The 13,128-nt window shown below is 64.7% G+C and carries 13 protein-coding genes; 4 read left to right on the forward strand and 9 right to left on the reverse strand.

The annotated features are described in order from the left end of the window. Positions 1–40 precede the first annotated feature (40 nt). The gene (locus tag AC56LU_RS05435) at positions 41–1,687 is read left to right on the forward strand and encodes a glycosyltransferase family 4 protein (protein WP_497174589.1); all 1,647 of its coding nucleotides are present in this window, start codon (positions 41–43) and stop codon (positions 1,685–1,687) included. Positions 1,688–1,693: 6 nt separating this feature from the next. Here the strand turns inward: AC56LU_RS05435 and AC56LU_RS05440 are convergent, their stop codons facing one another. Next, entirely contained in the window at positions 1,694–2,125 is a 432-nt protein-coding gene (locus tag AC56LU_RS05440) for a DoxX family protein (protein WP_497174590.1), read from the reverse strand. A 132-nt stretch (positions 2,126–2,257) separates the two neighbouring features. On the opposite strand from AC56LU_RS05440, the gene AC56LU_RS05445 reads away from it, so the two are divergent. From AC56LU_RS05445 to AC56LU_RS05455, 3 genes are all read left to right on the forward strand, one after another. Beyond that, entirely contained in the window at positions 2,258–3,154 is an 897-nt protein-coding gene (locus AC56LU_RS05445; RefSeq protein ID WP_497174591.1) for a LysR family transcriptional regulator, read from the forward strand. A 509-nt stretch (positions 3,155–3,663) separates the two neighbouring features. Beyond that, entirely contained in the window at positions 3,664–5,016 is a 1,353-nt protein-coding gene (locus tag AC56LU_RS05450; RefSeq protein ID WP_497174592.1) for a transcriptional regulator, read from the forward strand. An 86-nt stretch (positions 5,017–5,102) separates the two neighbouring features. Continuing rightward, positions 5,103–5,630 (forward strand): YggT family protein, encoded by a 528-nt coding sequence (locus tag AC56LU_RS05455; protein WP_497174593.1) that lies wholly within the window; start codon positions 5,103–5,105, stop codon positions 5,628–5,630. A gap of 86 nt (positions 5,631–5,716) precedes the next feature. On the opposite strand, the gene AC56LU_RS05460 is transcribed toward AC56LU_RS05455, so the two are convergent. From AC56LU_RS05460 to AC56LU_RS05495, 8 genes are all read right to left on the reverse strand, one after another. Next, positions 5,717–6,658: a carbohydrate kinase family protein gene (locus AC56LU_RS05460; RefSeq protein WP_497174594.1), complete on the reverse strand. Its 942-nt coding sequence runs from the start codon at positions 6,656–6,658 to the stop codon at positions 5,717–5,719. Between the two features lie 28 nt (positions 6,659–6,686). Then, positions 6,687–8,126: a zinc-ribbon and DUF3426 domain-containing protein gene (locus AC56LU_RS05465; protein WP_497174595.1), complete on the reverse strand. Its 1,440-nt coding sequence runs from the start codon at positions 8,124–8,126 to the stop codon at positions 6,687–6,689. Positions 8,127–8,140: 14 nt separating this feature from the next. Further along, complete coding sequence (prmA, locus tag AC56LU_RS05470) at positions 8,141–9,097, reverse strand: 50S ribosomal protein L11 methyltransferase (RefSeq protein WP_497174596.1); 957 nt, start codon at positions 9,095–9,097, stop codon at positions 8,141–8,143. Continuing rightward, positions 9,094–10,509 (reverse strand): acetyl-CoA carboxylase biotin carboxylase subunit, encoded by a 1,416-nt coding sequence (gene accC, locus AC56LU_RS05475; RefSeq protein WP_497174597.1) that lies wholly within the window; start codon positions 10,507–10,509, stop codon positions 9,094–9,096. The genes prmA and accC overlap by 4 nt, the downstream gene beginning before the upstream one ends. A gap of 105 nt (positions 10,510–10,614) precedes the next feature. Further along, positions 10,615–11,082, reverse strand: coding sequence for an acetyl-CoA carboxylase biotin carboxyl carrier protein (accB, locus tag AC56LU_RS05480; RefSeq protein WP_497174598.1), 468 nt, complete (start codon positions 11,080–11,082; stop codon positions 10,615–10,617). A 94-nt stretch (positions 11,083–11,176) separates the two neighbouring features. After that, positions 11,177–11,614, reverse strand: coding sequence for a type II 3-dehydroquinate dehydratase (gene aroQ / locus AC56LU_RS05485; protein ID WP_497174715.1), 438 nt, complete (start codon positions 11,612–11,614; stop codon positions 11,177–11,179). 263 nt (positions 11,615–11,877) lie between these two features. Continuing rightward, positions 11,878–12,432, reverse strand: a complete 555-nt coding sequence (locus tag AC56LU_RS05490) for a TlpA family protein disulfide reductase (protein WP_497174599.1) — start codon at positions 12,430–12,432, stop codon at positions 11,878–11,880. Further along, positions 12,429–13,058, reverse strand: coding sequence for a hypothetical protein (locus tag AC56LU_RS05495; protein WP_497174600.1), 630 nt, complete (start codon positions 13,056–13,058; stop codon positions 12,429–12,431). Before AC56LU_RS05495 ends, AC56LU_RS05490 begins: the two co-directional genes overlap by 4 nt. Positions 13,059–13,128: the final 70 nt, after the last annotated feature.

The raw sequence follows: 13,128 nt of genomic DNA on the forward strand, positions 1-13,128 counted from the left end.
GCGCTGCGGTCTCGCGGCGGGCTTGGCCGCAGGAGAGCGCATGCTGGAGTCCTTCGCCCTGCACTACATTCCCGAATCCTTTTCCGTGGCCGGCCAGAAGCTGATGGGCCGCCAGTCGGCCGGCGTCGGCCTGCTGGGGGCGATCGGCCGGCACGAAGGCTTGCGCGAAGTCGGCTGCTTCGCGGCCGAGCGCTCGCATGCCGACGCATTCGAAGCCAGCCTGCGCGGCGAAGGCTTCGGCGGCGTGGTGGACTGGGTGCCGCCCTCGGCGCCGCAGCGGCTCGAGCGCTTCGGCTGCCTGTACCATCCCGGTCCCGGCATCGAGCGCCTGGCCTGGCGCAGGCTGGCGGCGGGCGAGCATCGCTACAGCCTGTGCGGCATCACGCACGCCACCGCCTCGCACGAGATGATGAGCATGGTCACCAGCCTGCTGGTCGCGCCGGTGCGCAGCTGGGACGCCATCGTCTGCACCTCGCGCGTGGCGCGCGACAGCCTGCGCGTGCTCATCGAGGCGCAGGCCGATTACCTGCGCACGCGGCTCGCGGCGCAGCGCTTCGAGCTACCCCAGCTGCCCCTGATTCCGCTCGGCGTGCATTGCGCCGGCCTGGTGCCGGACCCGGCGCGGCGCCAGGATGCCCGTGCGCGGCTCGGCATCGGCGCCGAGGATGTCGCCTTCCTGTACCTGGGGCGCTTGTCGGTGCATGCCAAGTCCCATCCGCAGCAGATGTTCACCGCGCTGGAGCGTGCGGAAAAGGGCGGGCGGCGCGTCCATCTGATCATCGCGGGCTGGTATGCGGGCGAAGCCGTCGAGGCCGCGTTCCGCGAAGCGGCGGCGCTGCTCTGTCCTTCGGTGCGGCTGGTCGAACTCGATGGCCGTGCGCCCGCCAACCAGCTCGATGCCTGGGCCGCCGCCGACGTGTTCACGTCGCTGGCCGACAACCTGCAGGAGACTTTCGGCCTGACGCCGGTGGAGGCGATGGCGGCCGGGCTGCCCAGCGTGGTCTCGGACTGGAACGGCTACCGTGACACGGTGCGCGACGGCGTCGACGGCTACCGCATCCCGACCGTGATGCCGGGACCGGGCGCGGGACTCGACCTGGCGCTGCGCTACGACGACGGGGTGGACAGCTTCGACATGTACTGCGGCCATGCGAGCCAGGCGGTGGCGGTGGATGGCGCGCTGCTGGCGCAGGCCTACGGCCGGCTGGTGCGCGACGCCGAGTTGCGGCGCCGGCTGGGAGAACAGGCGCGCAGCAGGGCGCGGGCCGAGTTCGACTGGACCGTGATCCTGGGGCGCTACCGCGCGCTGTGGGACGAACTCGACGAGCGGCGCCGCGCCGATCCGGTGCTGGCGCCGCCGCTGCCTGCGCGCGCCCCGGACCGTCCCGATCCGTTCCGGCTGTTCGCCAGTTACGCGACGCGGCCGCTCACGGCGGCCTCGCTGGTGGAGCTGACGCCGGAGGCATCGCTGGCGCTGGTCAACCAGTACCGCGAGCTGGCGGTCAACCGCTTTGCGTCGGCATCGCTGCCGACGCTCGAGGATTTCGGCCGCATGTTCGGCGCGATCGGGCCGCGGCCGGTGGAGGTGGAGGAGCTGGTCGACACGCTGGGACCCTGCGACCGGCCGACGCTGCTGCGCGGCCTGGCCTGGCTGTGCAAGATGGATTTGCTCAGGGTGGTCGAGTAGGGCGGCTTACGCCACTCGTGCGGCCGGCTTGCGGGCCGCCGCCGCGTCCAGGCTGTACGCACCGGCACCGAAGGCCACCACCTGCAGCAGGCCGCCGGCCATCGCGATGTTCTTCAGGAAGTGGATCAGCTGGTTCTGGTCGCCGAACGCGTTGTGGAACACCAGGGCGGTCAGCACCGAGAAGGCTGCCAGTACGGCGGCCACCAGCCGCGTCCTGACTCCCAGCGCCAGCATCACGCCGCCGCCCAGTTCGATCGCCACCGCGGCGACCAGGCCGAGCGTCGCGAACGGCAGTCCGCTGGAGGCGATGTAGCCGATGGTGCCGGCAGGCGCCAGCGCCTTGCCGATGCCGCTGAAGATGAAGATGGCGGCGAGCAGCACGCGGCCGATGGCCGGTGCGGCGGATTGGTCGATGCGTGCTTGCGTGATGGTGTTCATGGCGCTTCCTTTATCGAGTGTCGGTTCGGTTGTCCTGCGCAGCGTTCGTGCTGCGATGGAGTCATCGTAAGACGCGTCCATCGATCGGTGAAGCCTATATAATTCGATAAGACCTATCGAAGGAGTAGATGGATGCTCGACGCGCTCACCATGGACCAGTTGCGCACTTTCATTGCCGCGGCGGACGAGGGCAGCTTCTCCGCCGCAGGCCGCAAGCTGCGGCGCGCGCAGTCGGTCGTGAGCCACACCCTGGCCAAGCTCGAGCTGCAGGTCGGCCTCGCGCTGTTCGACCGCAGCGGACGCTATCCGCAGCTGACCGAAGCCGGCCGCGCGCTGCTGGAAGGGGCGCGCGACGCGGCCAGCAGCATGGATGCGTTCAAGGCGCGGGCGCGCACGCTGGCGGAAGGACTCGAACCCGAACTGGCCGTCGCCGTCGATGTCATGTTCCCGATCGCCACCCTCACCGGCGCAGTCCAGGCTTTCCACCGCCAGTTTCCGAGCACGCCCCTGCGCCTGTATGTCGAGGCGCTCGGCGCCGTGGTGCAGCCGCTGCTCGATGGCCAGTGCCGCATTGCGGTGATCGGATCGCTGCCCGACATCCCGCAAGGCTGCGCGTCCGAGTACCTGGCTGCGATTCCGTCGGCGATTGTCGCCGCGCCCGGACATCCGCTCGCCAACATCAAAGGCACTGTTTCGCGCGTGGCGATGTCAAAGCATGTGCAGCTGGTGCTCACCGACCGTTCGTCGCTCACCGCGGGCCGCGAGTTCGGCGTGATGTCGCCGCTGGTATGGCGGCTCGCCGATCTCGGCGCCAAGCATGCGTTCCTGCGCGCGGGACTCGGGTGGGGCAGTATGCCGCTGCATATGGTGGAACAAGATCTTGCCGATGGATCGCTGGTACAGCTTCGTCTCAAAGCGCATCCTTTGCTGGGTACGGCATTTTCGATGCACGCGATCTGGCTGAAAGACCAGCCGCCCGGACCAGCCGGAAGGTGGTTTGTCGATCGCTTGAAATGCGATTCGGTGTGATGGTTAACAGACATAGGCGAGACATGGGCGCATACGAATGCGCATACGCATGTTTGATTGTGTAAAACCTGATTCAATTTGCGGTGCTCCGGTTGCGCGCTCACAAAGTTTTCGTGTACTTTACGTGTTTGAATTTGTCAAAACGTGAACATGTGATATTGTCGCGTCCATCCGGGCAGTAATCGATCGAATAATAGGACACTGATTCAATCAGTATGCACTTAAGCTTAGCGAAAAGAACAAGCCGCACTGCCTGACCGAGTTCAGGCATGGCGGCTTTTTCTTTTCGCGCCCGCAAGGGTAGCGATGTGAAAACGCGTTGAGTCGGTTGCCTTACGACGTTGGCTGAAGTGCTGCAATCGTGAGGAGTTGCAGCAGTTCAGCCGGTGCCGGATTCATTGGCCCACATTGCATGGCGATGTGGTCCGATGAATAATTCGCCCGCCACTTCAGGGTGGGCGGGTTTTAAACCTTGGCGTATTTCTCATCGCAGATGAAGGAGAATCAAAATGGCAACCGCAAAGAAACCAGCAGCAAAAGCAGCAGCATCCGAGAAGCCGGCAGCAAAGAAAGCAGCCGCCGCGAAACCGGCAGCGAAGTCCAGTGCAAGCAAGGCAGCCGCCAAGCCGGCAGCCAAGCCTGCTGCTAAAGCTGCAGCAACCAAGACCACCGCCACCAAAGCGGCAGCGAAGCCGGCGGCAAAGCCTGCTGCAAAGAAAGCTGCAGCGAAGCCGGCAGCAAAAGCGGCAAGCAAGCCAGCAGCGAAGAAAGCAGCCGCTAAACCGGCAGCCAAGCCAGCAGCGAAGAAAGCAACCGCTAAACCGGCAGCCAAGCCAGCAGCCAAGAAAGCTGCAGCCAAGCCAGCAGCCAAGGCCGCTACAAAATCGGCAGCGAAGCCTGCGGCAAAGAAAGCTGCTGCTAAGCCAGCAGCCAAAAAAGCCGCTGCTAAGCCAGCAGCCAAGGCCGCCGCAACCAAATCGGCAGCCAAGCCTGCAGCAAAGAAAGCTGCTGCTAAGCCAGCAGCGAAAAAAGCCGCTGCTAAGCCAGCAGCGAAAAAAGCCGCTGCTAAGCCAGCAGCCAAGGCCGCCGCCACTAAATCGGCAGCCAAGCCTGCAGCCAAGAAAGCCGCGGCCAAGCCAGCAGCTAAAAAAGCCGCTGCAAAGCCAGCAGCCAAGGCCGCTACCAAATCGGCAGCCAAGCCAGCAGCCAAGAAAGCTGCCGCTAAGCCAGCAGCCAAGAAAGCTGCTGCCAAGCCAGCAGCCAAAGCCGCCGCCACTAAATCGGCAGCCAAGCCTGCAGCAAAGAAAGCCGCTGCTAAGCCTGCAGCTAAAGCCGCTACCAAATCGGCTGCAAAGCCGGCTGCAAAGAAATCGACCGCGACTAAAGCCGCCGCTAAACCTGCTGCAAAGAAAGCAGCTGCTCCAGCTAAATCGGCTGCACCAGCTAAAGCCGCCGCTCCGGCCAAGGCCCCAGCTCCAGCAAAATCGGCCGAAAAAAAAGTCACTACTCCGGTAAAAGCCGCCGCGCCGGCTAAATCCGCTGTAAAAACCGCTGCGACCAAATCGGCTGCTGCCAAGCCTGCTGCAAAGCCGGCCGCAAAAGCCGAAGCCAAGCCGGAAATGAAAGCCGAAGCGAAACCGGAAGCCAAAGCCGAAGCAAAACCGGAAGTGAAAGCCGATAGCAAGGCCGACACCAAATCCGATTCGAAAGCCGATACCAAGTCGGAATCGAAAGCCGAAGCCAAGCCGGAAGCGAAATCCGATTCGAAATCGGACAGCAAATCGGCAGCACCTGCTCCGGCAGCGAAAACCGCGCTGTCGCCGGCAGCTGCATGGCCATTCCCGACCAGCAGCCGTCCGTAATTCAGGCTCGATAGCGCGTCTTGCCTGGATCAGGCAAAATACCGCTGTGTGATCTTCACACAGCGGTTTTTTTTTGAGGAGCCTTCGTGCTGTCCATTCTCCAGTTTATCGTCGATACCGCTGCCGCCTTGCTGGGAGGGCTGCTCTTGCTGCGCTTCTGGATGCAGGCCACGCGCGTGCGTCCGCCGCAGCAGATCGGACAATTCACCTTCACCCTCACCGACTGGCTGGTGCTGCCGCTGCGGCGCCTGGTGCCGGGCATGCGAGGGTATGACTGGGCGAGCCTGATTGGCGCTTTCCTGGTGGTGCTGCTGGCCAGCTCGCTGTTGCTGGTGGCGGGGGCGGATGCGCACCTGGTGCTGCTGCAGGCCTTGTACCGCTTCCTGAACTGGATCCTGTACGGCTTCATGGCGCTGCTGATTATCGATGCGGTCTTCAGCTGGGTGAATCCGAATGCGCCGCTGGCGCCTTTCGTACATGCGCTGAATACGCCGATCCTGCGTCCGATCCGGCGCGTGGTGCCGCCGATCGGCGGAATCGATTTATCGGTGCTGGTGGCGCTGGTGCTGATCCAGATTATTCAGTTCGTGTTGAGGCAGGTGTTTTTCGGCTGACATGATTGAATGCGTTTCTGGCAGCGCACCAATAAAAAAATGGGTCCCGTGGGGACCCATTTTTTGTGCATCGTTGCTGATGTCGTTTAGCGGAACTTGTATCCGAACGCCGCCTCAAACTTCCGCTCGATCTGTTCCGGGGTAAAGCTGTGGTTCTGTCCACCGGTGCTGCCGATCTTGATCGCGCCCAGCAGGCTCGCGATGCGGCCGGTGGTCGGCCAGTCGAAGCCATTCGTGATCCCGTACAGCAAACCGGCGCGGTAGGCGTCGCCGCAGCCCGTCGGGTCGACGATGTCCTCGGCCTTCACCGCGGGGATGCGATGGTGCTCGCCGCTCGCGTAGATGTCCGAGCCTTCGCCGCCGCGCGTGATCACCAGCGCGTCCAGGCGCGCGGCGATGTCGGCCAGGCTCAGGCCGGTGCGGTCCATCACCACTTCGAATTCGTAATCGTTGCACGCCAGGTAGCTGGCTCCGTCGATGAAGCGGATCAGCTCTTCGCCGGAAAACATCGGCAGCTGCTGGCCCGGATCGAACATGAAGGGGATGCCTTGTGCGGCGCAGTCGGCGGCGTGCTTGATCATGCCGTCGCGGCCGTCCGGCGAGATGATCGCCACGCGCAGCGGGCCCTGGTCGGCCACGTTGTTCTCGTGCGAGTACTGCATCGCGCCGGGGTGGAAGGCATTGATCTGGTTGTTGTCCTGGTCCGCCGTCACAAAACACTGCGCGGTGTAGGCGTCGCCGATGCTGCGGATGGCGCGGGTCTCGATGCCCTGTTTCTTCATGCGCTCGAGGTAGTCGCCGCCGTCCTGGCCGATCGTGCCCATCACCAGCGGTTCGCCGCCGAGCAGCTTGAGGTTGTAGGCGATGTTCACCGCGCAGCCGCCGTACTCCAGGCGCATGGTCGGCACCAGGAAGGAGACGTTCACGCGGTGCAGCTGGTCAGCCAGCAGGGTCTCGGCGAAGCGGCCGTGGTACTGCATGATCTTGTCGAAGGCGATCGATCCGCAGATCAGGGCGGTCTTGGTCATGGATGGTCTTTCGAAGGAATTGGAAACGTCAAGGATAGAACACCGCGATATGGTAGCCCGACGGCGCCGGCTCCGCGACGCGGAAGTGCAGTTTCACGGCCTGTTCGGCATGCGCGGCGAAACCTGCCGCCAGCAGCGGCCCTGCCGGCAGATAATCGCGCGGACCGAACACGCGCCGCACCAGCGGCTTGTCGTCGGCGTCGGACAGGGTCAGCTCGATGCTCGGCCAGGCCTGGATCGAGTCGCCCTGGTTGCGCAACTGGGTGGTGAAGGTATAGGCATTGCCGCCCAGGGTGGTCAGTTCGCCGGTGTCGATCACCAGCTGGTCGATCTGGGCCGGCAGCTCGACGCGGCAGCCGAGCACGCCGCATAGCGAGACCAGGGTGGGCTTCAGGCCGGGGTAGCGCGCCGCAAGCAGGGTATGGAAGCTGGTCACGCCCTGTGCCAGCAGGGCGAGCAGCAGCAGCAGGCTGCCGGCGGCCATCGCGATGCGCATCGCCTTGCCCGAGCGTTCGCGCTGGCGTCCGCGCCGCACGAATTCCGGCTCGTCGGGTTCCGGCACGCGCAGCCTGGGCGCTTCGATCCTGGTCGGCGTCAGCTTGGAACGGCGCGCGGCACGCGCTTCCGCCGCCTTCGAGCGGGGCGAGCGCGGCGCGACCTGGGGCGCGCTCGGCGGCAGCGGCATGGTGACCGTGGCGGGACCGGATTCGCGCAGCAGCAGGGGCGGCGCCGCGACCGCGGCCTTCACGGCGGCACGGGAAGGCGCCGTGGCTGTGGCCAAGGCAGAGACGGGCGCGCGCATGGGCGCAGGCTGCTCCGGCTCGTCGTCATGGCCGGGTACCGGCGCGGCCACCAGTTCTTCGTCGACCTGCAAGTCGGCTGCCGCGGGAGACGGCGCGACGACGGGTGCCTGCGGCTCGGGCTCAGCCACGGCGACCGTCTCGATGACCGGGTCAGGGACTGGTTCGGGAACTGGTTCGGGGACTGGTTCGGGGATTGGTTCAGGGGAAGGCGCCGGCTCCGGCTCGGCCACCAGTACAGCATCGTCCTCAGGCTGCGTGGAATCCTCGGCGCTTCCGCTTTCCTCGCTGCTTACTCCCGGCAGGATGCCGAAGGGCGAGAAGGTGCGGTCGAACTCGAGCGTATAGATGGGTTCTTCATCCGTTTCGGCTTCGGGCGCCGGTGCTGCCTCTGCTGCATCGGTCGCACGGCGGCCGCGGACAGATGGAGAAGCGGCAGCAGCAGGAGAAACGGGAGCAGCAGGAGAAACGGGAGCAGCAGGAGAAACGGGAGCAGGCGCGGGAGGGGGCGCCTTGGGCGCCGCGGCGGCCAGGTCGACCAGTGCGGCGCTGCCGTCGAACACCCCGGTGCAGGCGCCGCACCGTACGATGCCCCCACGCAGCTTGAGCTGGTCCGCGGCGACGCGGAACATGGTGCCGCAGTGGGGGCATTGGGTGGCGAGCGCCATGCCTGTGTTGTCCCTTAGCCGGTGATGACGGAACGCGGCGCGGGTGCGGTGTCCTGGCCGAGCGTGCCGTGAAGGGCAACCCAGCCGTCCTGCTCGGCCCAGACGCCCAGCTTGATGAAAGGTGCGTAGGCCGCGGCCACTTCTTCGGCCTGGCGTGCCAGCACGCCCGACAGGATCAGCGACCCCCCCGGCGCCACGCGGCCGGCCAGCATCGGCGCCATCAGCTTCAATGGGCTCGACAGGATGTTGGCCACCACGATGTCGAACTGGCCCCTGGCATGGCGCTCGTTGGGCGCCACGGCCAGGTCGTCCGGCACGTAGAAGTCGATCACGCAGTTGTTGCGCTCGGCGTTGGCGCGTGCCGATTCGATCGCCTGCGGGTCGATGTCGACCCCGGCCACGTCGTGTGCGCCGAGCTTCTTGGCGACCATCGCCAGGATGCCCGAGCCGCAGCCGTAGTCCAGCACCGACTTGCCCGGCGCCGGGTGGGCTTCGAGCCACTCCATGCACAGGCGGGTGGTCGGATGGCTGCCGGTGCCGAAGGCCAGGCCCGGATCGAGCTCGAGGATCAGGCCATTCGGGTCCGGCGCTTCGTGCCAGCTCGGCACGACCCAGATGTTGGCGCCGATGTGGATCGGCTCGAACTGCGACTGGGTCAGGCGCACCCAGTCGGCGTCCGCCACCGCGCGGGTGGTGAAGGAGGGCACGACGGGCAGCCGGATGGCGTTGGCGGCTTCCTGCACGATCGCGAACTGGTCGGCGTCGACCTCAAGGAGAGCCACCACGCGCGAGTGGTCCCAGGCCGCTTCTGTCGGTTCCATGCCCGGCTCGCCGAACAGCGGTTTTTCCGCCTCGGTGCCTTCGTCCGCGTCTTCGACGGAGACCGACAGGGCGCCCGCTTCCATCAGGGCGTCCGACAGGGCCTCCGCGTGGTCGCGCGCTACTTCGATGACGACTTCCGTCCAGCTCATAGATCAGCCTTAACGTCCGCTACCTTGGCTTCCGATTTGGCGCCGATGCCCGTTTCCTTCGGCAGGTCCGGCTTGGAAGCCAGCTTGTGCTCCAGGTAGTGGATGTTGGTGCCGCCCTCGATGAAGCGGGCGTCGACCATCAGCTCACGGTGCAGCGGGATATTGGTGAGAATACCTTCAACCACCATTTCCGAGAGCGCGATTTGCATGCGGCGAATTGCCTGCTCGCGTGTCGCACCGTAGGAAATTACCTTGCCGATCATCGAGTCGTAATGAGGTGGAACATAATATCCTGCATACGAGTGCGAATCGACACGGATGCCGGGACCGCCCGGCGGGTGCCAGCCGGTGATGCGGCCCGGCGACGGCGTGAACTTGAACGGGTCTTCGGCATTGATGCGGCACTCGATCGCGTGGCCCGACAGCATGATGTCGCGCTGGCGGAAACGGAGTTTCTCGCCGCAGGCGATGCGGATCTGTTCCTGCACGATGTCGATCCCGGTGATCATCTCGGTCACCGGGTGTTCCACCTGCACGCGGGTGTTCATCTCGATGAAGTAGAACTCGCCGTTCTCGTACAGGAATTCGAAGGTGCCGGCGCCGCGGTAGCCGATCTTGCGGCAGGCTTCCGCGCAGCGGTCGCCGATCTTTTCGATGAGCTTGCGCGGGATGCCCGGCGCCGGTGCTTCTTCGATGACCTTCTGGTGGCGGCGCTGCATCGAGCAGTCACGCTCGCCCAGCCAGACGGCGTTCTTGTGTTCGTCGGCGAGGATCTGGATCTCCACGTGGCGCGGATTTTCCAGGAACTTCTCCATGTAGACTTCCGGGTTGCCGAAGGCGGTGCCCGCTTCGGTCTTGGTCATCTGCACGGCGCCCAGCAGCGCGGCTTCGGTATGCACCACGCGCATGCCGCGGCCGCCGCCGCCGCCGGCGGCCTTGATGATGACCGGGTAGCCGATCTTGCGCGCGGTCTGCACGATTTCCTTCGGATCGTCCGGCAGGGCGCCGTCCGAACCCGGCACGCAGGGCACGCCGGCCTTGATCATGGCCTGCTTGGCCGAGACCTTGTCGCCCATCAGGCGGATCGAATCCGAACGCGGGCCGATGAAGACGAAGCCCGACTTCTCGACGCGCTCGGCGAAGTCGGCGTTTTCCGACAGGAAGCCGTAGCCCGGGTGGATCGCCTCGGCATCCGTCACTTCGGCGGCGCTGATAATCGCCGGCATGTTCAGGTAGCTGAGCGCCGACTGGGCCGGGCCGATACAGACCGATTCGTCCGCCAGCTTCACGTACTTGGCGTCCTTGTCCGCCTCGGAGTGAACGACGACCGTCTTGATGCCCAGTTCGCGGCAGGCGCGCTGGATACGCAGCGCGATTTCACCACGGTTGGCGATGAGGATTTTTTCAAACATGGTAGGTTCGGTGTTTCTGTGAAAACCGGCGCAGCTCGGGAACAAAGCAGGCGCCGGACACGACATGAATGGGCCGGCGGCGGACGCCGCCAGGCCGAAAGGTTCTTAGCCGATGACGAACAGCGGCTGACCAAACTCGACCGGTTGGCCGTTTTCCACGAGGATCTTGGTGACCGTGCCAGCGACGTCGGCATCGATCTCGTTCAGGAGTTTCATCGCTTCGATGATGCACAGCGTATCACCCTGCTTGATGGTGGCGCCGACTTCGACGAAGGCGGCGGCGCCCGGGGCCGAGGAGCGGTAGAAGGTGCCGACCATCGGCGACTTGACGACATGGCCGGTATGCTCGGGGGCTGCCGGGGCGGCCGGTGCTGCGGCCGGGGCCGGAACGGCATGCTGGGCCGGGGCGGCGTAGTGCTGCACGCCCTGCGACGGCATCATCATCATCTGGTTCTGCGGGTTTGCGGAGGACTTGACGATGCGGACCTTGCTTTCGCCTTCGGTCACTTCGAGTTCAGCGATGTCCGATTCGGCGACCAGGTCGATCAAAGTCTTGAGTTTTCTGAGATCCATGTGAAACCCCTTGGAATGTTTTATTCGTTTTAAGAGAGCTGGCAACGCGATGGCGGGTAAGCCTGCGGCCGCTGATACATGAAGTTGACGTAGATTAACGCGATTTAAGCGCAAAGTCGATGGCAAACCGGTATCCGTCCGGACCCAGGCCGCAGATCACGCCTTGCGCAATCGCGGACAGGTACGAGTGGTGCCGGAAGGGCTCGCGGGCATGGACATTCGAGATGTGCACCTCCACGAACGGGATTGCCACCGCAGCAAGCGCATCGCGCAAGGCCACGCTGGTATGGGTCAGGCCGCCCGGATTGATGACGATCGCCTCCACACCCTCGCCACGGGCGGCGTGGATGCGGTCGATCAAGGCTCCTTCATGGTTGCTCTGGAAGCAGTCGAGGCTGGCGCCCGCGCTTGCCGCCTGTGCTGTTGCTGCCTGTTCGATGTCGGCCAGCGTCGTCGCGCCGTACACCGCAGGCTCCCGGGTCCCCAAAAGATTGAGGTTGGGGCCGTTAAGCAGCAGTAGCTTTTTCGCCATATTGAAGAGTCTGAACGCCCGAAAGGAAGGCATTGTGCCGCCAAGCTCGACTATTGGCAAGCGGTAAAATTGCCAGTTGATGAAGGCATGTTCGGCGCAGTTCGGAATAGTACGATCGTTCGCTTGCCGGGCTTTCGTAGGGTGGGCGGGTCTCCCGCCCACGCGTTCAAATCACGGTGATGCTGCCTGCGCGCCTATTCATATGCCAACTATCACCGCATGGGGTAATTCGGGCCAGTGGCCCGGATTACGCGCCGCCCACCCTACAGCTTCGCCAGGTCCGCGCGCAATTCATCGAACTTCAGCTTGCCCAGATACGTCTTGCGCACCTGCCCATCGGCGCCGATCAACACTGTATACGGCAGCCCGCCTGCGCTGTTGCCGAACTCGCGCGACAGCTCGGTGCCGCCCATCCCCGCCACGTAGAGCGGATAGGCGATCTTCAGCTTGTTCGCAAATTCGTTCATGTTGGAGGGCGAATCGATGCCGATCCCGATCACATTGAAGGTCTTGCCGCCGTCGCTGCCTGCCAGTTCGGACAGTTCCGGCATCTCCTGCACGCAGGGCGCGCACCAGGTTGCCCAGAAATTGACCACCAGCGGCTTGCCGCGCCACTTGGCCAGCGGCTGCGGCGTGCCCTGCAGGTCGTTGAGCGACTGCGCGAACAGGTTCTCGACGGCCGTGTGCGCTTTGCCGCCGGTCGGCGCAATCGCGGTGGTAATGGGAGGAGGGTCTTTCTTGTAGATCGCCACCAGGGCGCCCATGATGCCGAACATCGCGGCAACGGCCGCGTAAGCAGCCACGTGTTTCTTGTTCATTCGTCCTGTTCCAAAGTCTCATCGTTTGCCATCAGCGCGCGCAGCCCGGCTGCGTCGACCCGCTGCAGGCGGCCATCGGCGCGCGGCTTCAATGCGCCGCGCAGATCATGAAAGTCATATAACTCGGCATGAATACTTTCCTTATGCCACATGAAGCTCACCGTTTCAACCGGATCGTGGCGGCCGCCCCGGAAATGGGGCGTTTCGGAGATCTCGATATTGACGTTGCGGTTGAGCAGGTAGATCTCGACCTCCTTGGCGCTGTCGGCGAACAGCTGCAGGTGGATCTCGTCGTGCTCGCCCGCCGTGCCATTGAGCACGGCGCCGGTGAGGTAGGGGCGGAAGTCGGCCAGCTGGTCCATCACCTGCAGGGCGGTCTCGCGCAGGGCGTGCAGGCGCGCGGCCTGGCCGGGACCGCCGAACAGGGCCTGGTATTGACGGACCTGTTCCTCGATCTGGAGGTTGTCGGGCATCAGGTTGGGCGCGGGGCGGTCGACCCCGAGCACCTGGCGGGCCGCCTTGCGGCGCGCGGTGTCGTAGTCGGCGCCATCCTGGGCGACCATGCGCGCAGCGAAGGCGGCAATTTGGGCGCGCAGCTGGAGTAGGTCATGGTTCTGTGTCGGCATGTCCGAATCATACTCTTAAGCGGAAAACGGCAGCGGGTCGGGTAGAATCGCGCTTTCGGACCATTACCGC

Source organism: Telluria sp. PB2R4 (assembly GCF_059685695.1).

What these genes read in the sequence shown, in the direction of transcription:
- AC56LU_RS05435 (WP_497174589.1), top strand. Translation starts at nt 41, where the DNA reads ATGCTGGAGTCCTTCGCCCTGCACTACATTCCCGAATCCTTTTCCGTG.
- AC56LU_RS05440 (WP_497174590.1), bottom strand. Translation starts at nt 2,125, where the DNA reads ATGAACACCATCACGCAAGCACGCATCGACCAATCCGCCGCACCGGCC.
- AC56LU_RS05445 (WP_497174591.1), top strand. Translation starts at nt 2,258, where the DNA reads ATGCTCGACGCGCTCACCATGGACCAGTTGCGCACTTTCATTGCCGCG.
- AC56LU_RS05450 (WP_497174592.1), top strand. Translation starts at nt 3,664, where the DNA reads ATGGCAACCGCAAAGAAACCAGCAGCAAAAGCAGCAGCATCCGAGAAG.
- AC56LU_RS05460 (WP_497174594.1), bottom strand. Translation starts at nt 6,658, where the DNA reads ATGACCAAGACCGCCCTGATCTGCGGATCGATCGCCTTCGACAAGATC.
- AC56LU_RS05465 (WP_497174595.1), bottom strand. Translation starts at nt 8,126, where the DNA reads ATGGCGCTCGCCACCCAATGCCCCCACTGCGGCACCATGTTCCGCGTC.
- prmA (WP_497174596.1), bottom strand. Translation starts at nt 9,097, where the DNA reads ATGAGCTGGACGGAAGTCGTCATCGAAGTAGCGCGCGACCACGCGGAG.
- accC (WP_497174597.1), bottom strand. Translation starts at nt 10,509, where the DNA reads ATGTTTGAAAAAATCCTCATCGCCAACCGTGGTGAAATCGCGCTGCGT.
- accB (WP_497174598.1), bottom strand. Translation starts at nt 11,082, where the DNA reads ATGGATCTCAGAAAACTCAAGACTTTGATCGACCTGGTCGCCGAATCG.
- aroQ (WP_497174715.1), bottom strand. Translation starts at nt 11,614, where the DNA reads ATGGCGAAAAAGCTACTGCTGCTTAACGGCCCCAACCTCAATCTTTTG.
- AC56LU_RS05490 (WP_497174599.1), bottom strand. Translation starts at nt 12,432, where the DNA reads ATGAACAAGAAACACGTGGCTGCTTACGCGGCCGTTGCCGCGATGTTC.
- AC56LU_RS05495 (WP_497174600.1), bottom strand. Translation starts at nt 13,058, where the DNA reads ATGCCGACACAGAACCATGACCTACTCCAGCTGCGCGCCCAAATTGCC.